Here is a 25,072-nt window from a genome sequence, read left to right on the forward strand (position 1 = left end):
TAAGACAACGCCGGCTTTCCTAGTGGAAAGTCGGCGTTGTGGTTACTTATGCAAGGGGCTGTCTCAGTTGTTCAGCGTGGCCAGGTCAATTACGAAACGATACTTCACGTCGCCTTTCAGCATGCGCTCATAAGCTTCGTTGATGTCCTTGATGTCAATCAGCTCGATGTCGGACATAATGTTGTGCTCGGCGCAGAAGTCTAGCATTTCCTGGGTTTCGGCAATGCCGCCGATGAGCGAGCCCGCAATGCGGCGGCGCTTCCCGATGAGCAGAAACGCGTGCAGCTGAGGCGCTTCGGGTGGCACGCCCAGCAGAATCATGGTGCCATCGCGGCGCAAGAGGCCCACGTACTGGCCCAAGTCGAGCGGAGCCGATACGGTGTTGATGATGAAGTCAAAGTAGTTGCTCACGCTTTTCAACTGCGCGGCGTCCTTGGTTACCACAAACTTGTGGGCGCCCAGGGCTTTGGCATCGGCTTCCTTGCCGGGCGAGGTGCTGAGCACCGTGACTTCGGCGCCCATGGCCGCGGCCAGCTTCACGGCCATGTGGCCGAGGCCGCCGAGGCCCATCACGCCCACGCGGTGGCCGGCGCCCACGTTCCACTGCCGCAAGGGCGAGTAGGTGGTGATGCCGGCGCAAAGCAGCGGAGCAACGCGGGCCGGGTCCAGTTTGTCGGATACTTTCAGGGTGTACTGCTCGTCTACCACAATCTGGTTGGAGTAGCCGCCGTAGGTGGGCTGGCCGGTGCCTTTTTCGCGGCCGCCGTAGGTGCCCACCATGCCCACTTCACAGTATTGCTCAAGGCCTTCCTGGCAGCTGGGGCAGGTTCGGCAGGAGTCGACCATGCAGCCCACGCCGGCCATATCGCCCACTTTGAAGTTTTTGACGTGGTCGCCCACTTGCGTGATGCGGCCCACGATTTCGTGGCCCGGCACCATCGGGAATACGGAGCCGCCCCACTCGTCGCGCACTTGGTGCAGGTCGGAGTGGCACACGCCGCAGAATTGAATGTCGATGAGCACATCGTGCGGGCCCACGTCGCGGCGCTCAAAATTGAACGGTGCGAGGGGCACGCTGGCGGCCGGGGCCGCGTAGGCTTTGGTAGGAAGCATTGTAAGAGAAATTATTAGTGTTGAATTAGGAGCTGGCACCAAGTCGGCACCGTTGGCGCAAGGCTTGAATACCTAGAAGCAGGAAGTGGGCTAACCGCACCGGTTGGCGAAGGTTTGCGGGGGAGGCGCCAAAAGCGCGGGGTATCTTTGCGGCAGTATCCTACGCATTGCGCTATGTCCCTTACCCCCGCTCATTTGTTTCTTACCTCGCTGGGCCGCCTGCGGCTGATTGGTTTTCTGGAAGGAGTTTCGTTGTTGGTATTGCTGGGCATTGCCATGCCGCTGAAGTATCTGGCGGGGCAGCCCACGGCGGTGCGCTACGTGGGCATGGCGCACGGCGTGCTGTTTGTGCTATACGTGCTGCTGGTCGTTCAGGTGGCCATTCAGTACCGGTGGTCCTTGGGCAAGACGGCCCTGGCGCTGGTGGCGTCCGTGTTTCCGTTCGGCACCTTTTGGGCCGACCGGCGCCTATTCCACTAAAAACAGCCTTTTGCAGGCAAGCTGAGATTCCTCGGGAACAGGCCCACTCAGACAGCCGCAGCCGATACGGGCGCAGCGGGTGTGCCCTGCGCCAGCGCCGCGTCCACCATGGTTCGCATTCGCTTCAACGATTCGCGGGCAAACTTGCGCTGAAGCATCCGCCCAAACAACTTGAAACCAATCCAATAGAACGGGTTGCGAATCTGTCCGGACTGCGACACGGCGTGGATGCGAAACTGCACCGCGCCGGTGTTCAGGTTTTTGTGAATGGTGAAATCAATCTGCCCGCGCTCGAAGTGGCCTTCGAGGGTGCGGTAGCCGTAGCCCCACACCCGCTCGGGGCCGTTGGGGGTGTCGCGGGCGGCCTCGTCGGTCACGCCGCTCACCCGCACGCCAAAGTAGAATTTGAAGAACAGGAACTGCGCCCGCAGCACCATGATGCGCTTTTCGAGCGGGCCATCGGGTGAGAAAATGCCGGTAATGAGGTCGGGCGGCGGAAAGGCGTAGCGCTGCAACACGTCCTGTGCCGCCGCGAAGGAGCCGGCCGCGGCGGGCGGTCCAGGGGCTTCGGCCGGCAGGTCGGTTTCGTAGTCATCGAGGCGCCAGCCGGTTTCGGTGGTGTACTCGCTCTGGCGGCTGAAATCGTAGTTGACTTCGGTGTTGGCGTAGGTCTCGAGGCGGGCTTTCTGCTGCTCCCACAGCGGCGGCGCGGCGCTGGTGACCGGGCCGGGCACGGCAGGACTACGCATGGCGCTCGTGGTCATGGGAGCCGGTTTCGTTTTGGGTGTGGGTTTCCACGGTCACGTCGCTCAGGGCCTGGCCGCCGCTGGCCGCCGCCACGCGCCGGCAGAACTCGACCCACGTAGCTTCCTGCACACGCTTGCCGATGCCGGTGGTGTTGTAAGCGAAGGCCACCAGCCCGTCGCGGGAGCGGGCCCGCGAGCGGATTTCGAACCGCAGCACGTCGGGCGACTCGTCTAGGTAATGCGCCTCAAAATGAATGCGGCCCGCCTCCGGGTGGCCTTCCAGGGTAATAAATTCGAAGAACGTGGCGCCTACTTCGGTCACGCGCACGCAGCCATTCCAGGGGCCGAGGATGGTAATTTCAAATTCTTCGCCTACCCGCAGGCCGTTTTCCGAGCCTTCTTTTTTCTGGAAATCGGCCAGCAGTTCGGGTGCAAACCGGGCGACGTCGGCCTGGACTTCGGCCATCAATTGGGACGGCGTGAGGCGCGGCCGGGCCACGTCAATGAAGTAACGACGTTCCAGCCACGGCCCGGAACCGGTAGCGGCGGGCTGCTCAGCATGATGGGGATTGGCCACGGGAAGAGGGATAATTTTCGAATGAGGAGGGATGCGTCGGAAGCAAGCACGACTTTCCCGTATACGCCATTTGCCGGCGCCGGGTGGATTTCGCCCCGCCGCATTCTTCATATTTATACCGTTCTCCTCCTGATGGCCTACTACCGCCCGCCCGGCCCCCCACCCGACCCCGTTCTGGTGCAGTCCCTCACCCAGCAGCAGCACGAAATGCGCCTGCGCGTGCGCGCCGAGCCCCTGGCGCAGGAGCCGCGCCTCATTGCGGGCTGCGATTCGTCGTTTCCCACGCCCGATACCATTCTGTCGGTGTTCGTGGTGCTAAAATTCCCTTCCCTGGAGTTGGTGGAAAAGGTATACAACTACGGCCCGGTGGATATGCCTTACGTGCCCGGCTTTCTTTCCTTTCGCGAAGCGCCCAACGTTATTCACACCTTCGCCAAGCTCGAAAATAAGCCCGATGTGATTATGGTGGACGGGCACGGCATTGCACATCCGCGCCGCATGGGCATTGCCGCGCACCTCGGCGTGTTGCTCGACATGCCCACTTTTGGCGTGGCGAAACAGAAATTGACGGGCACTTTCCAGGAGCCGGGCATCGAGCGCGGCAATATCATGCCCCTCACCGACGCCCGAACCGGCGAATTGATTGGCCAGGTTATTCGGAGCAAAGACAAGGTGCTGCCGCTGTTCGTGAGCCCCGGCCATCGCTGCGACCAAGCCACTGCCACCCGCCTCACCCTAGCCTGCCTGCGCGGCTACAAACTACCGGAACCCACCCGCCTGGCCGATTATTGGGCCGAGCAAATCAAGAAAGAAGTGCGGTGATTTCACCCTATTTATCTGTCATGCTGAGCGGAGCGAAGCATCTTATCTCCGAGGAACGATTCGCCTCAACCTGATAAGATGCTCCGCTCAGCATGACAAGATTTTAGACCAAGTGAATTTGAGGCAATAATGACGTTAACTCCTCGAGTGAGGTAATGGCACTGGGCACGCCACCCAATAGCTTCGCCACCGCTTGATAAACGAATTGTGCCCCGCCACCCTGCGCCAGCACACCAGCGTCTAGCGGCAACTGCTGCGACTTGGAGAGTTTCTGGCCCGCGGCATCCGTCATTAGCGGATGGTGGAAGAACTGAATGCGCGCCGCGTTAAAAGGTGCCGTTTCCGAGAGCTGTCCGGCCAACCAGAGCTGCGCGGCCGTGCTGGGCTGCAAATCCAGGCCGCGCACCACCAAGGAGGTTCCCAGGCGCAAGTCGTCCACCACCGAGGCTACTTGGTATGCCGCCACGCCATCCTTTTTGCGCACTACAAAATCTGGCATCAGCGCGCCAAGCGGCACGTTGGCATTTCCCTGCCAGGCATCGGCAATTGATATGATGGTATCCGCTGGTACCCGGGCCCGCCAGGCGGCGCCAGGAGTTTCGAGCGACACGGGGGCTTCGGGGCCGCCGGTTCGGGTGCGCTGGCTGGCGTGCACGAGGCCGGGTTGCTGCGCCAAGCGGCGCAATACAGCATTGTACTCAGGCAAGTGCAGGAGTTGGGAATGGTGGCGCAGGAAGTCGTCGGGCCCGGTGGGGCCTTGGTCATAGTCGAGCCCCAGCCAGTCGATTACCCGAAAAATATTGTCGAGGTACGCCGGCCGCAGGCGGGCGCGGTCCAGGTCGTCGATGCGCAGGTGCAGCACGCCTCCGGCCTGCCGCGTGAGCAGCCAGGTGAGCACAAAATTCACGGCGTTGCCCAGGTGCAGGTAGCCGCTGGGCGTGGGCGCCAGCCGCGAGATGACACGGCCTTGCTCAGTCATTTTCAAATAAAAAGCATTTTACAACGGCCATATACTTTGCTGAAGGACAACCCGGTATCCATCGGGGTCTTCGAAGGTGCGGCCATGCTCGTCCCAATAGGGATTATAGGAACGCACGGGTGAATAGCCGCTGTCCACCATTCGTTGTACGCCGGCTTGCCAGTCTAAGGCATCGGGGAAATAGAATACCAACAAATTGTCGGCCGTAGTGGCCCGCCCCACGCGATGGCCAACTTGGTGCGTAAATTCAAAGTGGTAGGGCCAAGCCGGATGACCCAGCATTACGCCGTCAAAGCCGTTGTGCCCGGAAAAGGAACTTAGGCGCTGCAGCCCCAGACCCTGGCAGTAAAAATGAACTACGGCTGGTAAATCATCGGTGGGCCGGGCCACACGCAGAATTGGAGACATCGGAATGAAACAAGGAAGAAGGTGGTACAAACCTAAACGCTCACACCAAAAGGACACGTTCTATTGGCTATTGAGTCCCGCCAACCCCCTGAAAAGCATTCCAACGGCAGAAGTTCAAGGAATACAGCGGAGCCTTACCGGTCCGTGCGTAAGTTTGCGGTCAATTTGCGAGGCGGTTCTCCTGCCCCGCAACGCGCCCAACCCGCTCGTTCATGCTGACTGCTGTACTGCTTTTCCTCCCGCTAGCTGCCGCTTTGCTGCTGCTATTCATCAAGGGAGCCGCCGCCCGTGCCCTGGCCCTGGGCGCTTCGCTTCTCGAATTTGGTTTGGCGGTGTATGCCGCTTTCGCCTTCAAAGCCACCGGCACGGTGGCCTTCAACCTCAACTACGCCTGGATTTCCTCGGCCGGCATCAACTTCCACCTCGGCCTCGATGGCTTGAGCTTGCTGTTGGTCCTCCTCACCACGTTCCTAGTGCCGCTGATACTGCTGTCGGCATTCAAGCATAAGTACGACAATCCCTCGACCTTCTACGCGCTGGTGCTGTTCATGCAAACGGGCTTGCTTGGCGTGTTCATGTCGCTCGATGCCTTCCTGTTTTACTTCTTCTGGGAAGTCGCCCTGATTCCGATTTACTTCCTGGCTGGCGCCTGGGGCGGCGAGCGCCGTGTGGCCGTCACCCTCAAGTTTTTCCTCTACACCGTAGTGGGCTCGCTGCTGATGCTGGCCGGCTTCGTGTACCTCTACCTGCAAACCGGACCCGCCGCTGGTTCACTAGCCCAGCACTCTTCGGAGCTGTCGGCGTTCTACAGCCTTAAGCTGAGCGCGGCCGAGCAGTCGTGGCTGTTCTGGCTGATTTTCGCGGCCTTCGCCGTGAAAATGCCCATCTTCCCCTTCCACACCTGGCAGCCCGACACCTACACCGAGGCGCCCGCCCCGGCCACCATGCTGCTCTCGGGCATCATGCTGAAAATGGGCATTTACGGCACCATGCGCTGGTTGCTGCCGGTCCTGCCGCTGGGCGTGAGCCAGTGGGGCTTTCTGGTCGTCATTCTCTCCGTCATCGGCATTATCTACGGGGCCATTATCGCCATCCGGCAGCGCGATTTGAAGCGGCTCATTGCCTATTCGTCGCTCTCCCACGTGGGCCTGATGGCGGCCGGCGTGTTCTCGCTCACCCAAATTGGCCTGCAGGGCGTTGTCATTCAAATGCTGGCCCACGGCGTAAACGTAGTGGGCATGTTCTTCGTGGCCGATGCCATTGAGCGCCGCACCGGCACCCGCTACATCCCGGATTTGGGCGGCCTTACCCGCCGCACGCCCATCCTGTCGGTGTGCTTTCTGGTGATGCTGCTCAGCACCGTGGCCCTGCCCCTCACCGGCGGCTTCGTGGGCGAATTCCTGCTGCTGGCCGGCGTGTACCAATACAATGCCTGGGTAGGCGCCGTGGCCGGTCTCACCATCATTTTCTCAGCCGTGTACCTGTTGCGCATGTTTCAGCGCGTGATGCTCGGCCCCGATTCCGCATTCTCTGAAACCATCACCGACCTCACCGGTAGCGAGCTGTTGATACTCGTGCCACTCATCGCGCTGGTGTTCTGGCTGGGCCTGTTCCCGAATTCATTTCTGCACATCTCGGAGCCAGCGGTGATTAATCTTCTGTCACTGGTTGGGCGGTAGTTTTTAGTGGATGACCGGTCCAACGCCTGTCATCTTGAGCTTGCGAAGGACCTTATCAAGCTCACACAGATTTGAAGTAGTAATTCAACGGAGCGGCCTTGATAAGGTCCTTCGCAAGCTCAGGATGACAGTTTCTCGCTGTTGTTCCGACTCCCAGTAAGCCCATGACCTCCATCATTCTTCTCTCCATCTTCGGCATCCTCAACCTGTTCATGGGCTTCATGCGCTCGAACAAGGTGCTGCTGCCCGGCGCCATGCTGCTCTTGCTGGCTGTGTTCGGGGCCAACTTGGCCGACTGGAACGTGGTGCACGCGCCGTATTTCAACAACATGCTGGTGGTGGACAACTACACGGTGGCCTTCACGGGCATCGTGGTGCTCACGACCATTGTGCTGCTGCCCTTCTCGCGCAGCTACGTGGTGGCCGGCGAAACCAACCTGGCCGAATACTACGCCCTGCTGCTTTTCTCGCTAGTGGGCGCCGTGATGATGATTGGCTACAACCACCTCATCATGCTTTTCGTGGGCATCGAAATCCTGAGCATCAGCATGTACGTGTTGGCGGGCTCTAGCAAGCGCGATTCGCGCAGCAACGAGGCCGCTCTGAAATACTTCCTCATGGGCGCCTTTGCTACGGGGATTCTGCTCTTCGGCATTGCGCTGCTTTATGGAGCTACCGGCACCTTCGTGCTTTCGGACCTGGCCGGCGCAGTGGCCGCGCCCGAGAATGCCAGCCTGCAGCCGATGCTATACATCGGCATTTTGATGATGATTATCGGTATCGGCTTCAAGGTTTCGGCCGCGCCCTTCCATTTCTGGACGCCTGATGTGTACGAAGGCACGCCCACCTTCTTCACCGCTTTCATGAGCACCGTGGTGAAGACGGCCGGTTTTGCCGCCTTCCTCAAGCTCTTGGCCGTGGCCCTGCCCGGTGCCCAGGGCTTCTGGCTGCCTACCATTCAGGCCATGTGCGCCCTCACGCTGCTGCTGGGCAACGTGGGCGCCGCCGTTCAAACCAGCACCAAACGCATGCTGGCTTATTCCAGCGTGAGCCACGCCGGCTACCTGCTCATCGGCCTCGTGGCCAGCCGGGGCAATCTCACCGGCGATGCCGCCAGCGGCATTTTCTTTTACTCTCTGGCTTATTCCATCGCCACCATTGCCGCCTTCGGGGTGCTGAAACTGGTGGCCGACCACCGCCAGCGCGACGACTACGCCGCCCTCAACGGCCTCGGCAAAACCAACCCGCTGCTAGCTTTCAGCATGACGGTGGCCATGCTCTCGCTGGCCGGCATTCCGCTCACGGGCGGCTTCTTCGGTAAGTTTTTCCTGCTGGCCGCCGCGGCTGGGCAGGGCTACATTGGCCTCGTGGTATTTGCCGTGATAATGAGCATGGTGGGTTTGTACTACTACCTGCGCCCCCTCATTGCCATGTACCTGCGCCCTGCTGAAGAAGGCGCCACGCCGGTGCCCGTCGATGGCATCCAGACCGCAACGCTGGCGCTGCTGGCGCTGTTGAGCATCGTGCTCGGCATTGTTCCTGGCTTCCTGAGCGGCATTCTGTAGGCCGGGCTCATCTCAACCGCTTAAACGCAAAGAGTCCTCGCTACTTCAAGCAGCGGGGACTCTTTGCGTTTAAGCGGGTTTTTCAGATTACGGATTCGTCGACCACATGCCGGCTTCTTTGATGAAGATACGGCGGTTCAATTTCAATTGCGAAACGATGAACTCGGCCAAATCCTCGGGCTGCATCACCTTTTCGGGGTTGCCATCGGTGAGTTTGTTTTCCAGCGCCAGTGGCGTAGCCACAGTGCTGGGTGTGAGCGCCGACACGCGGATGTTGTGCTTGCGCACCTCCTGCATCAGCGCCTCGGTAAGGCCGAGCACGGCAAACTTTGAAGCGCTGTAGGCACTGCTACCGGCCGCGGCGCGTTGGCCGGAGGTGGAGGAAATATTGATGATATCACCGGTTTGGCGCGAAATCATGTCCGGCAGCACGGCGCGGGTCACGTAGTAAGTGCCCAGCACATTCACCTGGATTATGTGCTCCCACTGCTCGGGCTCCATCTCCAAAAACTTCGCGAAGTGACCAATGCCGGCGTTGTTGATAAGGATATTAATCGGGCCGAGTTCCTTGTGAATTTTGGCCACGGCCACGTTTACGGCGGTGCGGTCGGCTACGTCGGCTACGGCCGTGGCGGCGGTGCCCCCGGCGGCAATGATTTCGGCGGCGAGTACTTGCAAGTCGCTATCGGTACGGGCCAGAAGGCCCACTTGCACGCCTTCGGCGGCGAGGGCGAGCGCCACGGCGCGGCCAATGCCTTTGCCGGCACCGGTTACCAGGGCGACTTTTCCTTGCAGAGATTCCATAAATAGTAAAATTGAAGAGAACGAAAGAGGCTCTACAACTTCAATACGCAGGAAATGTTAGCGGGGGCGAAAAACAACAACTAAGACACAACACCTCGCTGCTTGACTGCCGTCCAGTTCGCATTTAATTCTTCAGGTGCTTGGTGAAGTCGCCGTACATCACCCAGTTCTCCCAGTTTTTGCGGTGGGGCGCCACTTTGCCGCGCAGGTACTTTTCAATCATGAGGCCAGCGGCTGGGGCGGCGCTGGTACCGCCAAAACCGCTGTTTTCAATAAACACGGAGATGGCAATCTGGGGATTATTGACAGGCGCAAAGCCGGCGAACGTGGCGTGGTCGAAGCCGTGGGGGTTTTGCACAGTGCCGGTTTTGCCAGCCACCGAAATGCCAAATTGGGCCAATGAGGCCAGGTTGCCGGTGCCACCGTTGCCGTCCACCACCTGCATCATGCCGGGGATGATGTGCTTAAACAACGTGGTATCGACGGCCGTGTAGTGCCGCTCGCGGTACTGCGGCAGCGGCCCGCCGTTGCCGATGCTGCGCACAAAATGCGGCGTGTAGTACCAGCCGCGGTTGGCGATGGTGGCCAGCACGTTGGCCATTTGCAGACCCGTGATGCCGATTTCGCCCTGCCCGATGCTCAGCGAATACACGTTGCGGTAGCTCCAACGGTGCTGGCGGTTTTCTTTTTTGTTGAAGAACTTCTTGTCGTAGAATTCCGGCGACGGAATAAGGCCGCGCTTTTCCTGGCTCATGTCCACACCCAGTTTTTCGCCGAGGCCGAACGACTTCACCATTTTCTGCCACTGCCCCAGGCCAATACGGGCGTCGTCGTACTTGTTGGGCGCCTGGCCGCGCACCACTGCCGCCTGCAGCACTTGGTAGAAATACGGGTTGCAGCTTTGCTTGATGGCAATGCTCACGTTGCTGGGCCGCTCGTGGCGGTGCGTGCAGCGCACCAGCCGCTGGTTGCACTCAAACGGCGTGTAGGGCGTCACCACGCCCAATTGCAGCGCCACCAGCTCATTCACCAGCTTAAACACCGAGCCTGGCGGGTACGTGGCCATCAGGGGCCGGTCGAACAGCGGCCGGTTGGGGTCGTTCAGCAAGGCCATGTAGCGGTTGCCCGAGCCTTTGCCCGAGAGAAGTTTCGGGTCATAATGCGGGGCCGATACAAAGGCCAGAATTTCGCCCGTTTTGGGGTCGATGGCCACGATGGAACCGCGCCGCCCGGCCAGCAGCTGCTCTCCGTAGGCCTGCAACTCAGCGTCGATGCTCAGGTGCAAGTCCTGCCCCGCCACCGACAACGTATCGAATTCCCCATCCCGAAACTTGCCTTTTTCGATGCCGCGCACGTTCACCATTTTGTACTGCACGCCGCGCCGGCCCATCAGCGTTTCCTCGTAATAGGACTCCAGGCCCGAAATGCCCACGTTTTCGCCGGGGCGGTACTTGGCGTATTTCGGTTTTTCGAGGAAGGCGGGCGTGATGGCGCCCACGTAGCCCAGGGCGTGCGCCAGGTTGGGTGTGCGGTAGGCCCGCGCCATGCGCGCCTGAATGCGAAAGCCCGGAAAGTCGCTCAGCCTATCCGAAATAGCGGCCAAATCCGGCGTGGTCAGGTTCTGTACCACCGGCGACGGCTTGTTGCGGGAGTATTTTTTGGCCGCCCGCAGGCTGCTGCGCAAGTCTTCAAGCGGAATTTGCAGCAATTCGCAAAAGCGGGCCGAGTCGAGCTGCTGCACTTCGCGGGGCACTACCATCAGGTCGTACACGGGCGTATTCTGCACCAGCAGCTCATTTTTTCGGTCGTAAATCAACCCCCTATACGGCGTTTGCACCAGGCGCTGCAGGGTATTTTTATCGGCCGCTAACTTATACGTGCCATCGAGCACCTGCATGAAAAACAGCCGGGTCAGAAAAATGAGGGCCACCACGAGAAATATGCCTTGCACGACGTATTTGCGGCCTTCCAGGTATTGCATTGTCTACTTCCAATAATTATTAAACCGTCGCATCAACCGTCATGCAGAGCGGAGCGAAGCATCTCGCTCGGAGTAACTAGTGGTGTTACGCGAGATGCTTCGCTCCGCTCTGCATGACGTTTTTTTGCAACCCGCTGCCTGAGACTGTCTGCTTATCCTCAATTCCGTCCACGGCGCACGGGGAAGAACAGTAACTGCACAATCAACAGCGCGAGGGTGGTAAAGAGTGCGCTGACCAACATTTTTCCCATCGTGAGGCCTAGGTGCCGGAAACTACCCAGCTCCAGCAGGAAAAACGCCGCGTGGTGCATCATCACGAGCAGCGCCATGTACACGCTGAACCACTGCCAGCCCATTTGGTGCACGTTCACCGAATCGGCGCTGTCGTAGCCATCGCGCGGCGTGAGCAGCCGCAGCACCCACGGCCGCAAAAAGCCCAGCAGCACCGCTGCCGCGGCGTGCAACCCGCCCGTGTCATAAAAAATATCAATGGTGAGCCCCATGGCAAAGGACAGCACCAACTGCACCACGATGGGCGTGCCAATAGGCAAAAACAGCAGAAAGCCCAGGTAGAAAAAGCACCAGCCCAAATCGAAGAGCACCAGCCGGCTAATCAGCAGCACGTGCACGCCGGCGTAGAGGGCGAAGCGTAATATCTGGACGAGCAAAAACCGTAATCCACTCATGGGCGGGGGGCTCCTTCCCGTGGCACGCCCGCGCGGGCTTCTACGGTGTCGCGCTCGGCTTTGGGCTGGCTGGTCACGACGTATACGTAGGTAAGATTAGCAAAATTGACTCCCAGTTTCACCCGCACCGTCCAGAAATTTTTGTCGGGTTCCTTGACAAAAGAATCGATGGTCCCGATGAACACGCCCTCTGGAAATACCGCGTTGTACCCCGACGTCACCACCGTATCGCCTTTCACCAACCGGGTTTCGCGCAGCACGTTGTCGAGAATGGCGTGGGTGGGGTCATCGCCCAGCCAGCGGATGGTCCCGAAGGTACCGTCGCGCTTGATTTTCGAAGCCACGCTGGTTTTAGAATTCAGCAAGCTGGTGACCGTGGCGTAATGCTCGCTCACCACCTTCACGCGGCCCACCACACCGTTGGCCGCAATCACGCCCAAGCCAGGACGCACGCCGTTGGCGCTGCCCACGTTCAACGTGAGGTAGTTATCCACATTACGGAGCATATTGTTGATAACCCGGGCCGGAATAAGTGGATAACTCGGGTCGCGGGCCGCAATGGGCTGCTGGCCGAGCAGTATGGTATCCGGCCGGGCGGCGGGCCGCTGGTACCGAATTCGCTTCAACGAATCGGTGCGGACCGGAGGCAGGGCCACCGAATCCGCTTCGCGACCCACCGAATCGGGCGGGTAAAGCTGCTGGCGCAAGCTGGCATTTTCCACCGCTAATTGCTGGTTCATTTCGGCCAAATGGAAATAGTCCGCAATCTGGGTGCGGCGCTCCAATACCACGCCGGCGTATTTATTAGCCGAATTAAAAAACGCCGCCCGCTGGTACGAATTATTGGTAATAAATAAATACAGGCTAATTATTTCCAACAAGCCAAATACCAACGCCCCGCGGAAGCGAAATAGAAATAGAAATAAATTCCGCACGGGGTTTAATTAATTATCGGAAAGCGTCTGTTAGTAGAACGTCATGCTGAGCGTAGCCGAAGCATCTCTCCCGCAGTAGTAAATGATTACTAACTCGGTAGAGATGCTTCGACTTCGCTCAGCATGACGTTTTTTCTTCGTACTAAAAATTACGTCAGCAACACGCCTTTAAATGCTTGGATGTCCTTAATGGCTTTGCCGGTGCCGCGCACTACGGCGCGCAGTGGGTCCTCGGCAATGTGAATCGGCAGTTTGGTTTTGGCGGCCAAGCGCTTGTCGAGGCCGCGCAGCAGGGCGCCGCCGCCGGTGAGATGAATGCCGTTTTCGTAAATGTCAGCCGACAATTCGGGCGGGGAAATTTCCAGCGCTTTCAGTACGGCTTCTTCGATTTTGGCCACTGATTTATCGAGGGCAATGGCAATTTCCGAGAAGGTTACTTTAATTACTTTCGGAATGCCCGTCATCAGGTCGCGGCCGCGCACTTCGTGGTCGGGCGGCGGCACGTCGAGTTCGGTAAGGGCCGCGCCTACTTCAATTTTGATGCGCTCAGCCGAACGCTCGCCGATGAGCAGGTTGTGCTGGCGGCGCATGTAGTCCAGAATGTCCTGGTTGAAGACGTCGCCGGCCGTTTTGATGGACTGGTCGCACACGATGCCCGACAAGGCGATAACGGCAATCTCCGTCGTGCCGCCTCCGATGTCGATAATCATCGAGCCCACCGGCTGCTGCACGTCGATGCCGATGCCGATGGCCGCGGCCATCGGCTCCTGAATCATCCAGACTTCTTTGGCCCCGGCGTGCTCGGCGGAGTCCCGCACGGCGCGCTTTTCTACTTCGGTGATGCCCGACGGGATGCAGATGACCATGCGGTGCGAGGGCTGAAACAGCCGGTTCCGCGTGTCAATCATTTTAATCATGCCCTTTATCATTTCCTCGGCGGCGTGGAAATCGGCAATTACCCCGTCCTTCAGCGGCCGGATGGTGCGGATGTTGTCGTGCGTTTTCTCGTGCATCTGCTGGGCCTGGCGGCCCACGGCGATGACTTTATTGGTGGTGCGGTCTTTGGCGATGATGCTCGGCTCATCCACCACGATTTTGTCGTTGTGAATGATGAGCGTATTAGCCGTACCCAGGTCAATGGCTATGTCGCTGGTCAGGAAATTAAAGAAACCCATTGAGTTAGCTGCAATAAGGCGAAGCCCCGGCGTTAGCCCGGGCAAAATAATGGGCAAAGGTACGGAAGGTTTTGGCGGGCCCGACGAATGGATTTATGGCATTTTAGGAAGAAGCCAGCTCGGCTTTGCCCGCGCAACCAAGCCAAACGCAGCCGCCCGGCTTTTCATTGTAGCCGGCTCCGAAAAGTCCTGTATTTTATTTTGAATAATAAAAAGCCCCGACACTAAGCAGCACCGGGGCTTTTGATAATTTGGAGTTCCAAGCTGAGCCGTTCTGCCTCGGCCTGGCAATCCCTGGTTCTACTTAGTGCTTGAAGTGGCGCACGCCGGTCAGCACCATGGCCATGCCCAGCTCGTCGCAGGCCCGGATGCTGTCGGCGTCCTTGATGGAGCCGCCGGGCTGCACCACGGCGCGGATGCCAGCGGCGCCGGCAATTTCCACGCAGTCGGGAAAAGGGAAGAAGGCATCGGAGGCCATCACGGCGCCGTGCAGGTCGAAGCCGAAGGCGCGGGCCTTCTCGATGGCTTGGCGCAGAGCATCGACGCGGGAGGTTTGGCCCATGCCCGAGGCCAGCAGCTGGCCGGCGCGGGCCAGCACGATGGTGTTGCTCTTGGTGTGCTTGCAGATTTTGCCGGCGAATTCGAGGGCAGCCGTTTCCGCATCGGTGGGCGCCGACTGGGTGACGGTGCGGAAATCGGCCGGGCCTTCGCTCTGGCGGTCGGCATCCTGCTCGATGATGCCGTTGAGCAAGGTCTTGACCTGCTTGGCCGGGAATTGCACGGGCTTTTGCAGGAGTAAAATGCGGTTTTTCTTGCTTTGGAGCACGGGCAGCGCATCCGCAGCGAAGCTGGGCGCAATCAGCACTTCAAAAAACAGCTGGTTCAATTCGGCCGCGGTAGCCGCATCCACTTCCTTATTGACAATGATAACGCCGCCAAACGCCGAGGTCGGGTCGCAGCTCAAGGCATTCACATACGCGTCGCGAAGAGTGGCGGCCTGGGCCACGCCGCAGGCATTGGTGTGCTTGAGGATGGCGCAGGCGGGCTGGCTGTCGGCAAATTCGGCCATCAGCGCCACGGCGGCGTCTACGTCCACCAAATTATTGTAGCTGAGCTGCTTGCCGTGCAGCTGGTCGAATAGCGCCGTGAGGTCGCCGTAGAACGTGCCGGCCTGGTGGGGGTTTTCGCCGTAGCGCAGGGGCGTGGCGGGCTGGGCACTTAGGCGCAGGGCCGTGCCGGCCACGGCGGTGCCTTGGCTGAGGTAGCCGAAAATCTCGGTGTCGTAGTGCGAGGTGGTGGCGAAGGCGGCGGCAGCGTAGTGGCGGCGGTCTTCGAGGTCGGTGCTGCCGTTTTTGGTGGTCAGCAGCTCGGCCACGGCTTCGTACTGGTCGCGGCTGCTGATAACCAGCACGTCGCGGTAGTTTTTGGCGGCGGCGCGCAGCAACGAAATGCCGCCGATGTCGATTTTCTCGATGACGTCGGCTTCTTCGGCGCCGCTGGCCACGGTTTCTTCGAAGGGGTACAAGTCCACTACTACGAGGTCGATGGGCGGAATGCCGTGCTGCTCGGCCTGGGCGAGGTCGCCCTCGTCGTGCCGGCGGTGCAGAATGCCGCCGAATACCTTGGGGTGGAGGGTTTTTACGCGGCCGCCAAAGACCTCGGGGAAGCCGGTCAGGTCTTCCACGGCGGTTACTTCGGCGCCTTCGTCTTCGAGGAACTTCTGGGTGCCGCCGGTGGAGTACAGCGTGACGCCGTGCTGCCGCAGCACCTGCACCAGGGGCGCCAGCCGGTCTTTATGATACACGGAAAGCAACGCGGCGCGAATAGGGCGTGACGACATAAAAGAGGGCGAGTAAGCAGGGCACCATTGCCGCCGCGAAGGTACGGCCCCGACCCGGCGGGGACCTAGGCAAAACCTTACGGAATTGTGGCTTTGGGAAAACAATGGCGCCGGTTCTGCCCAAACTGAACAATAGAGGGGGTTTTAGTGTATAGCTTGATTCCACCTCGTCAGTTCCGCAAGTCTATGTCGGCCGCCTTATTTCTCTCCACTAATGCCGAGCCTTGGGCCGCCGCCGAGCCGACTGATTTAGCGGTTTCATCGGCTCCGCCCCGTCCTTTGGCCAGTCCCGCGCAAGCCGAAGCGGCGGCGGCCAAGCTGGCGCCCCGGCTATTTGCCCAAGCCGGCGAAACCGATGTCGTCGGCGCGTTTCCAACCCAGGAATTTGACTGGCTGCGCGCGGCGGGCCTGCTCACGGCCGGCCTGCCCGCCAAGCTGGGCGGGGCCGAGCTGCACACCCCGGCCGCCACGCATTCGCTGCTGAAAACCTTGCAAAACATCGGGCGCGGCAACCTGGCCGTGGGCCGGGTGTACGAAGGCCATTTTAATGCTTTGCAGCTTATTCAACAGCTCGGCACCACTGCACAGGTAGCGCGCTACGCGGCCGATGCCCGCGCCGGGCACCTGTTCGGCGTCTGGAATACCGAGAATCCGGCCGAAGGCATGCACCTGGAAGCCTTGCCCAACGGCCGCTACCGCCTGCGCGGCGCCAAAACCTTTGCCTCCGGTGCGGGCCACGTGGCGCGGCCCCTCATCACGGGCGCGTTGCCGGACGGGCAGGGTTGGCAGCTGTTTGTACTGCCCGCCGATGCGCAGCCGCCGGTGCTGGATGCTTCTTTTTGGCGGCCGCTGGGCATGCGGGCGTCGGCCAGCTTCCGGGCCGACCTGACCGGGCTGGAATTGGAACCCGAAGACCTGATTGGGCAACCCAATGCCTATTATCGGCAGCCCGCGTTCAGCGGCGGGGCCATCCGGTTTGCCGCCGTGCAGCTGGGCGGTGCCGAAGCGGTGTTTGAGGAAACCCGGGGCTTCCTGCGCGGCCTGGGCCGCACCGACGACCCTTACCAACGCCAGCGTCTGGGCGAAATGGCCCTTTCCCTGGAAAGTGGCCGCCAGTGGCTACGCGGCGCGGCCGAACATGCCAGCCGCCTCGGTGCGGCCACCGATGAAGGAGCCGAAGCTACCGTGGCCTACGCCAACATGACGCGCACGGCCATTGAAACCATCTGCCTCGACATGCTGCAAAAGGCCGAGCGCTGCGTGGGCGCCCGCGGCCTGCTTGAGCCCCTCCCCTTCGAGCGCCTGCACCGCGACCTAACGCACTACCTGCGTCAGCCCGCGCCCGATGGCGCGCTGGCCGATGTCGGCCGGTTTGTACTCGACGGCAAGAATTTCGTAGCCTAAGGTTGGGGACTCCCGTTGCTCATGTCGTCTGAAACCGCGCTTCCTTTTTCCGCCTATCCTATTCGTGACGCCAGCTTTGTGGCCAGTCTGGGCGCCACAGTGGTCATCGCCCCGCACCCTGACGACGAAGCCTTGGGCTGTGGCGGGCTTATGGCACTGTTCCATCATGCGGCAATGCCCGTGGCCGCAGTGCTGGTGAGTGACGGCAGCATGTCGCACCCGGCCTCCCAATTGTTTTCCGGCCCGGCCCGGCGGGCGGTGCGGGAAGCCGAGTTTCGGCACGCCCTATCCATCCTTGGCACTGATGCCCAGGAGCCACTCCTGCTGGGCTTGCCCGACGGTCGAGTACCTGCGTCAGCCGAAGAACCTAGTTTTGCAGAAGCAGCGACCCAACTGCGAGAATTTCTGGAGCAATACCAGGCCGCTACCGTGGTGGTGCCTTGGCGGCGCGACCCGCACCCCGACCACCGCGCCACGAGCCAACTCGTGCAAGCGGCCTTGGCTGGCATGGCGACCGCGCCGCGGCTGCTAGAATACGTGGTGTGGGCCTGGGAACGGGCGGCCCCGGCTGATTTGCCTACGGACGCGGATAAGGTAACCGGGTTTCGGCTGGATATCGGGGCCGTGGTGGCGCAGAAGCAACGAGCCATTGCGGCTCACCGTTCGCAGGTAACGCCTGGGGTTTTCACGGATGACCCGGGCGGATTTCTGCTCTCGGCCGAGATGCTGGCGCACTTTAGCAGTCCATACGAAGTCTTTTTTGAAGCCCTCCCGTCATGAATGAGAACCAGCCCAACACCCTGCCACCGGAGTATTTCGACCAAGTGTATCAAGCCAACCGCGACCCGTGGGGTTTTGAAAGCAGTCCCTACGAACGCGAAAAGTACGCGGCTACCTTAGCGGCATTGCCCCGTGAGCATTACCCGGAAGCGTTTGAAATTGGCTGTTCGCTGGGAGTGTTGACAGCTCAACTGGCCCGGCGCTGTGGGCAGCTGCTGGCCGTCGATGTGAGCGAAGCGGCCCTGGCGCAGGCCCGGCAGCGCTGCGCCAGATTGCCGCACGTAACGGTGCAGCGCATGCAGGTACCCGAAGAACTCACCGACCAGCAGTTCGACCTGATTCTGGTGTCGGAAGTGGGCTACTACTGGTCGGCGGCGGACTTGGCACTCGCCGCTGACCTACTCCTGGCCCGGCTGCGGCCCGGCGGCCAGCTCCTGCTGGTGCACTGGACGCCCCCGGTGCACGACTATCCCCTGACGGGCGACGACGTGCACGAATACTTTCTTGCCCGAGCCGGGGAAGCGGGCGACTTGCGCCACCTTGCCGGGCAGCAGCACGAAACCTACCGGCTCGACCTATTGGAAAAGCGGGCGTAGTCAGGTCTTTGCCGAAGCGCAATCTGGTGAAGCAGAACCAAATCTGCTGGGTAGCTTTGTTGACTTGGCAGCCCTTGCACGGCGGGCGTGGCTTGGGCCACTCTGCCGTCTTTCTTGGGTTGCGTTTCTCCATTGACTGCCTCATTTATGCGTTTTTTTCTTCTTGCCGCACTGCCACTGGTACTGCCAGTAGCTGCACAAGCCCAGGCTCCAACCGCCGGAAAGGCCACTTCGCCCCAGCTAACTGTTGAAAAAATAATGCGCGAGCCCGCGCAGTGGGTGGGCGCCGCCCCATCCGGCGTGTATTGGGGCGAGGATGGCAAACGCATTTACTTCAATTGGAACCCCGAAAAGGCGCGGCGCGACTCGCTCTATAGTGTGGCGCCAGGCGGTGGCAAGCCCCAAAAAGTAAGCCTGCGCGAACAACGGGCCCTGCCGGCCAGCCGCGGGCAGTACGACCAGCGCCACACGCGCAAGGTGTATGAGAAGGACGGCGACATTTATCTATTGGACTTAAAAACTCAAAAAGTCCGGCGCGTCACCAATACCGCAGAACGGGAAACGGAGGCCGATTTCGCCCTGCTCGACCGCGTGGTGAGCTACACGCGCGGCGGCAACCTCTTTACCTGGGACCCCGCCACCGGCGAAACCACCCAGCGCACCGATTTCCGGCGCGGACCCCGGCCCGCGGGAGCCGACCTGAGCCCAGCCGAGAAATTCCTCAAAGCCGAGCAATTGGCTTTGTTTGAAGTAATCCGGCAGCGCGACCAGGACGTGAAGGCCCGGGAAAAGCAGCAAAAAGCCCTGGCCAAGCTGCGTCCCAAAGCCATTTACCTGGGCTCTAAAACGGTAGAAGACCTGCAGCTCAGCCCCGACGGTCGGTTTGTGACCTACTCGCTCCAGGCAGTGCCCGACAAGCAGAAAGTTGCCATCGTGCCCAGCTTTGTCACGGCGTCGGGCTTTACGGAAGACATTTCGAGCCGCACCAAAGTCGGCTCTACCCAAACGACCTACGAAATGGGCCTGTACGACATTGGGCGCGACACCACATTTGTGCTGGGCTATAAAGAACTGAAGGGCTTGGACGAGTTGCCGGCGTATCGGAAAGAGTATCAGCTCCAGGCCAAAGCTCCGCTGCCGGCCGACAGCACCAAAGCCAAGAAGGAAAAGAAGCCCACCGAAACCCGCCGGGTAATTCCCTTCCGCCCGGTGTGGTCAGACAATGGACAGCGCGCCTTCTTGGTGATGCGCTCCGCCGACAACAAAGACCGGTGGCTGGTATCGCTGGACCCGGCCACCCAAAAAATCAGCCTCCTGGACCGGCAGCGCGACGAGGCCTGGATTAGCGGCCCCGGCATTGGCAACGGCGCCGGCAACGTGGGCTGGCTGGCCGACAACCGCCGGGTGTGGTTCCAAAGCGAGGAGTCGGGTTATTCCCACCTCTACACCGTGGACGTGACCACGGGCCAGAAAAAAGCCCTCACCAGCGGCAAGTTTGAGGTGCAGCAGGCCCAGCTCAGCCAGGATAAGAAAACCTGGTACCTCATCACCAACAAGACGAATCCCGGCGAGCAGCAGTTTTTCCGGATGCCGTTGGAAGGCGGCACCCTCACCCAAATCACCACCAAGCCCGGGGCCAGCGAAGTCACGCTCTCGCCCGATGAAAAAACCTTGGCCGTGCGCTACAGCTACGCCAACAAGCCCTGGGAGCTGTACGTGATGCCCAACCGGCCCGCCGCCGCCATGCGCCAGCTCACGCACTCCACCACCACCGAGTTCGAAGCCTACCCTTGGCGCGACCCGGAGCTGATTACCATCAAAGCGCAAGATGGCGTCGACGTGTACGCCCGCTTGTACCGTCCGGCTACGCCGCAAGCGCAGGGCCCGGCCGTGATTTTCGTGCACGGCGCGGGCTACCTGCAGAATGCGCACAAGTGGTGGAGCCAATACTCGCGCGAGTACATGTTCCATAACCTGCTGGTCGACCGCGGCTACACCGTGCTGGACATTGACTACCGGGGCTCGTCGGGCTACGGCCGCGACGTGCGCACGGGCATCTACCGCTACATGGGCGGCAAGGACCTCTCCGACCACGTGGACGGCGCCAAACTGCTCACCGAAAAGTACGGCGTGAGCCCCCAGCGCATCGGCATCTACGGCGGCAGCTACGGCGGCTTCATCACGCTCATGGCCATGTTCACCCAGCCGGAAGTGTTCAAAGCTGGGGCCGCGCTCCGCTCCGTAACCGACTGGGCTCACTACAACCACGGCTACACCGACAACATCCTCAACGAACCCTACCAGGACAGCATTGCCTACGCCCGCTCCTCCCCCATCAACTACGCAGCCGGCTTGAAAGGCGCCCTGCTCATGTGCCACGGCATGGTGGACACCAACGTGCACTTCCAGGACATCGTGCGCCTATCGCAGCGCCTCATCGAACTCAAAAAAGAGAATTGGGAGCTGGCCGTGTACCCCGTTGAAGACCACGGCTTTGTGGAGCCCAGTTCCTGGACCGACGAGTACAAGCGCATTCTCAAGCTCTTCGAAACCAATCTAAACCCCGGCGGCACGCCACCTGCTGGGCTCAAAACCGAGAAGTAACAAGCCACGCAAGAATTGAGTAAGTCAAGAATAATTCATCTATCTCAAATATTTGACAATCAGATTTTTATAATCGCCCGTCATCCTGAGCGCAGCGAAGGACCTTATCATGCTGGAACGACTTGTTCTGACTTGATAAGGTCCTTCGCTGCGCTCAGGATGACGGGCGATTTGAGTTAAGAATTGGCTTGACTCTTTGCGCTAGCGCACTGCGTATAGGCTTGATTCGCAGGAAGCGGGCTCTGGGCGGCAAGCTTCTTGGGCCGGTTTGATGAGTAGCGGTAGTTCCCGCAGGGCCAGCGACAATGGTACCAGCGCCATAACAGCCCGCGGGGCGGTAGCCAACACCATTTCCCACAGCTCCCCGAAGGTAGCGGCTTGCTTGATTTGGGTCAGCAGCACTGAGGCGGCCAAGCCAAGCCGGACTGCGATGGCGGCCACTGCTTCGCTCTCCGTCGCAGGGCCGCTGGTCCAATACGTTCGGAGCTGGCGGCGCAGCCGCCACAGTGCGGCTAGTTGGCGCGGGCTTTCCACGTGCGGCTCGCGGTGCAGGCGGCTCATATTTAGCCACTCGCGCAGCTGCCACGACAAGCCCACTTCCACCCGCCCCTCGCGGCGCGCCGAGGTGAGGACTTGCACGTGGGGACTGTGGCGGATTAGCAAATCGTGCCGGCGCAGGGCTTGGCACAAAGCCTCGTCTTCCAGAAACCGAACTTCGGGCAAGCCACCCACTAGGCGGTAGGCGCGGACGGTGAGCGCCAGACTGGCGCCAAAATGCTGGTGGTGGCGCGGCCACGGGTCCACTTGGTTGGGGTCGAGTAAGCCTTCGAGCCGAGCGCACAGCAGGCGGTAAACGGTGTCGTGGGTTTGCAGGCGGCGCAACGGCTGCAGTTCTTCTTCCCCACTGATTTCGGTGTGGATGCGGCCGCCCACAGCATCGGCGCCGGCCGCTATTTCGGCCTGAATGGCGGCCAGCCAAGCGGGGGCCACGCAGGTATCGGCATCGGTACTGGCGATGATGCCATTCAGGGGGGCACCCACTTGTTCTAAGCGCGCGCAGGCTTCATCCATGAGCAACCGCCGGGCGCGGCCCACGTGGGCTTTGGCCGCCGAGAGGCACAGCTCGGCTACGTGCAGCGCTACATGGGGGAAACGCTGAGCCTGCTGGCGCACCACGGCGGCCGTGGCATCGGTGCAATTATTGGCCAGCACAATCACCTCGAAACAGCCAGCGGGCAAGAGGCGGCCGTGCAAATCGGTTTGGCTGGCCAATGCCGCCAGGGTGGCGGGCAGGTTTAGCACTTCGTCTTTCGCGGGGATGATGACGCACATTTGCAGCCCGGCGCGGGGTGGCGGCAACTGCCGATGCAACCGCGCCGCATCGCGCCCGCGGCGCGGGCCCGCAAGGGGGGAGCAGGCCAGTAAAGACGGGGTAGAGGCGGTGGCTTCGTGAGAGCCAAGAAAGCGGGCAGGCGTAGCGTGATTCATCAGAATCGTGTACGTCAGGCCCTATTATAAAGATAGTGTTGCGCTTATTCCCAGCGCGCCGGTTTCTACTTATTCTCAACCGTGCCAACAGACTTTTGTTCTGAAAGCCAACCGCTTTAAAAAGCGTGAACGGCGCCAAAATATATTACAATCCCAGCAGTTAAACAGGCAATAGAACAGCCGAAAGGCAATTATTCAGAGAAGGCCAAACAAAAAAAGACTCCTCTGTAAGCAGAGGAGTCTTTTCGGGAAATATTAGCGACTCAAGCCGACTTAGAACGCTTCGCCGATGGCGAAGAGAATGCCGGGCTTGCTGCCCGTGCCGCCCGCGTAATCGAGGCGCAGGTTGAGCCGGTCGCGGCGGATGAAGTTGAATCGGATGCCCGCCCCGCCGGCGTACTTGGTTTGATTGAGGCTGAATTTGTCGATGTAGTTGCTTACGTTGCCGACGCTGCCAAATACGGCCCCGTCGATGCGCCAGAACAGTTTTTGGCGCAGCTCGGCCTGGAAGGTTATCATCTGGCGGTCGCGGAAGCGCTGCTCGTAGATGCCGCGCATCAGGTTGGCGTTGTTGTAGAGCGTGCCGCCCAGATTGGCGCCGACACCGGCTAGCTCCCGGAACGGCACATCACCGGTGTGGAACTGCCCCAGAAACTGCATGGCCAGGATGGTGCGCTCGGAAAACACCGGCTGGAAGTGGCGGGCATCGAGCTGGTAGCGCACGAACCGGTAATCGGAACCGATGCCGGAGCCGTTGAACATCACGCTCGCATCGAGCAAATTACCGCGGAATGCCGCCAAGGGCACGTCGCGGGTGTCATAAGTAATGACCGGGCCCAGGCCCGAAACCCGGGTGTTTTCCCGCTGGCGGGGCGTCACGCGCGGGTCGCGCAGAAACACGTTTACGTTGGTGCCCACGCCGTCCACCGTTCCGGCGGGGATTTCAAGGTCGCGCAAGCCCGTGAATCGGTACTGCGCGCCGAAGAACAGCTTGGGAGCCACTTGCTTCTGCACGCGTTGGTTGACAATAAAGAGCTTGTAGGCCGTTTCCGACTCGTCGTTGCTGCTGCTACCCGGGCCGGTGCCGTAGTAATAGAGCAAGATGTCGTAGGCGCTGATTTCGCCGTTGAGGTAGAACTTCTCGCCGGGCGTATACACCGTGTGCACCAACTGAATGAGCGACTGTTTCTTCTGGGTTTGCCAGTACTGCACCCGGATGTTGGACGGCCGCGTGAGGGTATCGTCGGAGAAACGGCCGCTGAGCAGGCCGCCCAGGCCGTAGCCCAAGCCGGTTTCGGCCTGGTAGAAGATAACCGGGATGGGCAGGATGGTGAGGCGCTTGGGCTTGCCATCGGCCTGAGGGGCGCGCAAGCCCACCGGTGGCGCCGGAACCGTAGTAGAAGTGGCGGTAATAACCGAATCCGCGGGCGCGGCCGGTTGGGCAATGGCGGCAAAAGTCAGCCCGGTCAGCACCAGAGCTGCGAAGGGAAAGCGCATGTGTAAGGAGTAAAAACTTTGAGTTGAGCTAACAACGCAATACTCCCGTCTACGGTTGGCCTAATGTCCTGATGCCGTTGGCCAAGTCCTGCATTCCCATTCCCTGTTTCGCTGATTAATCGATGCGCAAGCGCTTTACCACGTGCCCGCGCCCCAGATGCTCTGCCACAAGTTCTTCGGCATCGGCGGGACGCACGTTGCCGTACACTGTGCCCTCGGGATACACAATCAGGGCCGCACCCGGGCCTTTTTTGCATTGTTTGCAGAGGTCCAAACAATTGCAGGTTTGCACGCGCACGCGCTGGCGGTCGCCGCCACTGAGCAGCTTTTTCAGTCCCTGCACTTTCAGCTCCTTCTTCAGGGATTTGGCCACGGCCTCCCCTACTCCGGATTTCTGATTGGTGCATACAAAAAAACGACGGTCGTTGTCCATGAAGCGATAAATAGCGGGCGGGTCGCGGGCGGTTGCTGTCGGCGGCCACCGCCAGTTACTTCCCTCCGTGCCAGTGCCGGTTTTGCAGCTTATACGCGGCCAACTCGCGGTTCGACCACAGCGTTTGGTACACCTGTTGGTCCTGAAGCAATTGCGGGTCTTTCTCCATAAAGCCAAGCAACTCCTGCAGCAATTCCGCCGCCTCTTCCTTCAGCGAGTAGTACATCCAGTTATCGAGCCGGCGCACGCTCACCAACCCCGCATTTTTCAAGTACGATAATTGCCTACTCGTTTTGGTCTGGGTGAAATCCAGCACTTGTTCCAGGTCGGCCACCACCATTTCGCGGTTGCGCCACAGCAAATGCAGGATGCGCACCCGGCTTTCGTCGCCCAAAGATTTAAAAAGTTGCTGACCAAAAGCAACCGTGAAATGTTTCAAGCGCATCTGCTGTCTGGGAAGGGGCGTAACACCTTCGTTTC

The 25,072-nt window shown here is 60.4% G+C and carries 23 protein-coding genes; 8 read left to right on the forward strand and 15 right to left on the reverse strand.

Translation table 11 applies throughout. From position 1 onward, the window contains the following. Positions 1–63: 63 nt before the first annotated feature. Complete coding sequence (locus I2I05_RS06520) at positions 64–1,113, reverse strand: NAD(P)-dependent alcohol dehydrogenase (RefSeq protein ID WP_196281407.1); 1,050 nt, start codon at positions 1,111–1,113, stop codon at positions 64–66. Positions 1,114–1,287: 174 nt separating this feature from the next. Here I2I05_RS06520 and I2I05_RS06525 point away from each other — a divergent pair, with 174 nt between their 5' ends. After that, positions 1,288–1,593, forward strand: coding sequence for a DUF3817 domain-containing protein (locus tag I2I05_RS06525; RefSeq protein ID WP_196281408.1), 306 nt, complete (start codon positions 1,288–1,290; stop codon positions 1,591–1,593). 47 nt (positions 1,594–1,640) lie between these two features. On the opposite strand, the gene I2I05_RS06530 is transcribed toward I2I05_RS06525, so the two are convergent. Next, on the reverse strand, positions 1,641–2,342 hold the full coding sequence (locus tag I2I05_RS06530; protein ID WP_196281409.1) for a DUF1990 family protein: 702 nt from the start codon (positions 2,340–2,342) through the stop codon (positions 1,641–1,643). Then, positions 2,335–2,916: a DUF1990 family protein gene (locus tag I2I05_RS06535; protein ID WP_317192324.1), complete on the reverse strand. Its 582-nt coding sequence runs from the start codon at positions 2,914–2,916 to the stop codon at positions 2,335–2,337. Before I2I05_RS06535 ends, I2I05_RS06530 begins: the two co-directional genes overlap by 8 nt. Before the next feature lie 132 nt (positions 2,917–3,048). Here I2I05_RS06535 and nfi point away from each other — a divergent pair, with 132 nt between their 5' ends. Further along, the gene (gene nfi, locus I2I05_RS06540; protein ID WP_196281411.1) at positions 3,049–3,738 is read left to right on the forward strand and encodes a deoxyribonuclease V; all 690 of its coding nucleotides are present in this window, start codon (positions 3,049–3,051) and stop codon (positions 3,736–3,738) included. A 103-nt stretch (positions 3,739–3,841) separates the two neighbouring features. Here nfi and I2I05_RS06545 read toward each other — a convergent pair whose 3' ends face one another. Further along, a complete protein-coding gene (locus I2I05_RS06545; RefSeq protein ID WP_196281412.1) occupies positions 3,842–4,717 on the reverse strand; it encodes a glutamate--tRNA ligase family protein in 876 nt (291 codons plus the stop codon). Positions 4,718–4,735: 18 nt separating this feature from the next. Continuing rightward, positions 4,736–5,125, reverse strand: coding sequence for a VOC family protein (locus I2I05_RS06550; RefSeq protein ID WP_196281413.1), 390 nt, complete (start codon positions 5,123–5,125; stop codon positions 4,736–4,738). Between the two features lie 212 nt (positions 5,126–5,337). On the opposite strand from I2I05_RS06550, the gene I2I05_RS06555 reads away from it, so the two are divergent. Continuing rightward, entirely contained in the window at positions 5,338–6,804 is a 1,467-nt protein-coding gene (locus I2I05_RS06555; protein ID WP_196281414.1) for a complex I subunit 4 family protein, read from the forward strand. A gap of 164 nt (positions 6,805–6,968) precedes the next feature. After that, positions 6,969–8,369 carry an NADH-quinone oxidoreductase subunit N gene (locus I2I05_RS06560; RefSeq protein WP_196281415.1) on the forward strand — a complete coding sequence of 467 codons (1,401 nt, stop codon included), beginning with the start codon at positions 6,969–6,971 and terminating at the stop codon, positions 8,367–8,369. Between the two features lie 87 nt (positions 8,370–8,456). Here I2I05_RS06560 and I2I05_RS06565 read toward each other — a convergent pair whose 3' ends face one another. From I2I05_RS06565 to purH, 6 genes are all read right to left on the reverse strand, one after another. After that, a complete protein-coding gene (locus I2I05_RS06565; RefSeq protein ID WP_196281416.1) occupies positions 8,457–9,173 on the reverse strand; it encodes a 3-ketoacyl-ACP reductase in 717 nt (238 codons plus the stop codon). A gap of 124 nt (positions 9,174–9,297) precedes the next feature. Continuing rightward, positions 9,298–11,154, reverse strand: a complete 1,857-nt coding sequence (gene mrdA, locus I2I05_RS06570; protein WP_196281417.1) for a penicillin-binding protein 2 — start codon at positions 11,152–11,154, stop codon at positions 9,298–9,300. Between the two features lie 158 nt (positions 11,155–11,312). Beyond that, positions 11,313–11,840, reverse strand: coding sequence for a hypothetical protein (locus tag I2I05_RS06575; protein WP_196281418.1), 528 nt, complete (start codon positions 11,838–11,840; stop codon positions 11,313–11,315). After that, positions 11,837–12,775, reverse strand: a complete 939-nt coding sequence (gene mreC / locus I2I05_RS06580) for a rod shape-determining protein MreC (RefSeq protein ID WP_196281419.1) — start codon at positions 12,773–12,775, stop codon at positions 11,837–11,839. The genes I2I05_RS06575 and mreC overlap by 4 nt, the downstream gene beginning before the upstream one ends. A 149-nt stretch (positions 12,776–12,924) precedes the next feature. Continuing rightward, a complete protein-coding gene (locus tag I2I05_RS06585; RefSeq protein WP_196281420.1) occupies positions 12,925–13,950 on the reverse strand; it encodes a rod shape-determining protein in 1,026 nt (341 codons plus the stop codon). A gap of 304 nt (positions 13,951–14,254) precedes the next feature. Continuing rightward, complete coding sequence (purH, locus tag I2I05_RS06590; protein ID WP_196281421.1) at positions 14,255–15,790, reverse strand: bifunctional phosphoribosylaminoimidazolecarboxamide formyltransferase/IMP cyclohydrolase; 1,536 nt, start codon at positions 15,788–15,790, stop codon at positions 14,255–14,257. A 186-nt stretch (positions 15,791–15,976) separates the two neighbouring features. On the opposite strand from purH, the gene I2I05_RS06595 reads away from it, so the two are divergent. From I2I05_RS06595 to I2I05_RS06610, 4 genes are all read left to right on the forward strand, one after another. After that, on the forward strand, positions 15,977–17,194 hold the full coding sequence (locus I2I05_RS06595) for an acyl-CoA dehydrogenase family protein (RefSeq protein ID WP_196281422.1): 1,218 nt from the start codon (positions 15,977–15,979) through the stop codon (positions 17,192–17,194). A 21-nt stretch (positions 17,195–17,215) separates the two neighbouring features. Beyond that, positions 17,216–17,974: a PIG-L deacetylase family protein gene (locus tag I2I05_RS06600; RefSeq protein WP_196281423.1), complete on the forward strand. Its 759-nt coding sequence runs from the start codon at positions 17,216–17,218 to the stop codon at positions 17,972–17,974. After that, entirely contained in the window at positions 17,971–18,570 is a 600-nt protein-coding gene (locus tag I2I05_RS06605; protein WP_196281424.1) for an SAM-dependent methyltransferase, read from the forward strand. Before I2I05_RS06600 ends, I2I05_RS06605 begins: the two co-directional genes overlap by 4 nt. Positions 18,571–18,717: 147 nt before the next feature. Next, positions 18,718–21,174 (forward strand): S9 family peptidase, encoded by a 2,457-nt coding sequence (locus tag I2I05_RS06610; RefSeq protein WP_196281425.1) that lies wholly within the window; start codon positions 18,718–18,720, stop codon positions 21,172–21,174. 201 nt (positions 21,175–21,375) lie between these two features. On the opposite strand, the gene I2I05_RS06615 is transcribed toward I2I05_RS06610, so the two are convergent. The 4 genes from I2I05_RS06615 to I2I05_RS06630 all read right to left on the reverse strand — a co-directional run bounded on the left by I2I05_RS06615 (position 21,376) and on the right by I2I05_RS06630 (position 25,037). Next, positions 21,376–22,662, reverse strand: coding sequence for a glycosyltransferase (locus I2I05_RS06615; protein WP_196281426.1), 1,287 nt, complete (start codon positions 22,660–22,662; stop codon positions 21,376–21,378). A gap of 273 nt (positions 22,663–22,935) precedes the next feature. After that, on the reverse strand, positions 22,936–24,159 hold the full coding sequence (locus I2I05_RS06620; RefSeq protein ID WP_196281427.1) for a BamA/TamA family outer membrane protein: 1,224 nt from the start codon (positions 24,157–24,159) through the stop codon (positions 22,936–22,938). Positions 24,160–24,274: 115 nt separating this feature from the next. After that, positions 24,275–24,592: a (2Fe-2S) ferredoxin domain-containing protein gene (locus tag I2I05_RS06625; protein ID WP_196281428.1), complete on the reverse strand. Its 318-nt coding sequence runs from the start codon at positions 24,590–24,592 to the stop codon at positions 24,275–24,277. Positions 24,593–24,647: 55 nt separating this feature from the next. Beyond that, entirely contained in the window at positions 24,648–25,037 is a 390-nt protein-coding gene (locus I2I05_RS06630) for an ArsR/SmtB family transcription factor (protein WP_196281429.1), read from the reverse strand. Positions 25,038–25,072: the final 35 nt, after the last annotated feature.

The sequence above is a fragment of the Hymenobacter jeongseonensis genome (assembly GCF_015694725.1).
GTDB lineage: Bacteria > Bacteroidota > Bacteroidia > Cytophagales > Hymenobacteraceae > Hymenobacter > Hymenobacter jeongseonensis.

Excerpts from the sequence above, each read along its gene's own strand:
- I2I05_RS06520 (WP_196281407.1), bottom strand. The coding sequence starts at position 1,113 with ATGCTTCCTACCAAAGCCTACGCGGCCCCGGCCGCCAGCGTGCCCCTC.
- I2I05_RS06525 (WP_196281408.1), top strand. The coding sequence starts at position 1,288 with ATGTCCCTTACCCCCGCTCATTTGTTTCTTACCTCGCTGGGCCGCCTG.
- I2I05_RS06530 (WP_196281409.1), bottom strand. The coding sequence starts at position 2,342 with ATGCGTAGTCCTGCCGTGCCCGGCCCGGTCACCAGCGCCGCGCCGCCG.
- nfi (WP_196281411.1), top strand. The coding sequence starts at position 3,049 with ATGGCCTACTACCGCCCGCCCGGCCCCCCACCCGACCCCGTTCTGGTG.
- I2I05_RS06545 (WP_196281412.1), bottom strand. The coding sequence starts at position 4,717 with ATGACTGAGCAAGGCCGTGTCATCTCGCGGCTGGCGCCCACGCCCAGC.
- I2I05_RS06550 (WP_196281413.1), bottom strand. The coding sequence starts at position 5,125 with ATGTCTCCAATTCTGCGTGTGGCCCGGCCCACCGATGATTTACCAGCC.
- I2I05_RS06555 (WP_196281414.1), top strand. The coding sequence starts at position 5,338 with ATGCTGACTGCTGTACTGCTTTTCCTCCCGCTAGCTGCCGCTTTGCTG.
- I2I05_RS06560 (WP_196281415.1), top strand. The coding sequence starts at position 6,969 with ATGACCTCCATCATTCTTCTCTCCATCTTCGGCATCCTCAACCTGTTC.
- I2I05_RS06565 (WP_196281416.1), bottom strand. The coding sequence starts at position 9,173 with ATGGAATCTCTGCAAGGAAAAGTCGCCCTGGTAACCGGTGCCGGCAAA.
- mrdA (WP_196281417.1), bottom strand. The coding sequence starts at position 11,154 with ATGCAATACCTGGAAGGCCGCAAATACGTCGTGCAAGGCATATTTCTC.
- I2I05_RS06575 (WP_196281418.1), bottom strand. The coding sequence starts at position 11,840 with ATGAGTGGATTACGGTTTTTGCTCGTCCAGATATTACGCTTCGCCCTC.
- I2I05_RS06585 (WP_196281420.1), bottom strand. The coding sequence starts at position 13,950 with ATGGGTTTCTTTAATTTCCTGACCAGCGACATAGCCATTGACCTGGGT.
- purH (WP_196281421.1), bottom strand. The coding sequence starts at position 15,790 with ATGTCGTCACGCCCTATTCGCGCCGCGTTGCTTTCCGTGTATCATAAA.
- I2I05_RS06595 (WP_196281422.1), top strand. The coding sequence starts at position 15,977 with ATGTCGGCCGCCTTATTTCTCTCCACTAATGCCGAGCCTTGGGCCGCC.
- I2I05_RS06600 (WP_196281423.1), top strand. The coding sequence starts at position 17,216 with ATGTCGTCTGAAACCGCGCTTCCTTTTTCCGCCTATCCTATTCGTGAC.
- I2I05_RS06605 (WP_196281424.1), top strand. The coding sequence starts at position 17,971 with ATGAATGAGAACCAGCCCAACACCCTGCCACCGGAGTATTTCGACCAA.
- I2I05_RS06610 (WP_196281425.1), top strand. The coding sequence starts at position 18,718 with ATGCGTTTTTTTCTTCTTGCCGCACTGCCACTGGTACTGCCAGTAGCT.
- I2I05_RS06615 (WP_196281426.1), bottom strand. The coding sequence starts at position 22,662 with ATGAATCACGCTACGCCTGCCCGCTTTCTTGGCTCTCACGAAGCCACC.
- I2I05_RS06620 (WP_196281427.1), bottom strand. The coding sequence starts at position 24,159 with ATGCGCTTTCCCTTCGCAGCTCTGGTGCTGACCGGGCTGACTTTTGCC.
- I2I05_RS06625 (WP_196281428.1), bottom strand. The coding sequence starts at position 24,592 with ATGGACAACGACCGTCGTTTTTTTGTATGCACCAATCAGAAATCCGGA.
- I2I05_RS06630 (WP_196281429.1), bottom strand. The coding sequence starts at position 25,037 with ATGCGCTTGAAACATTTCACGGTTGCTTTTGGTCAGCAACTTTTTAAA.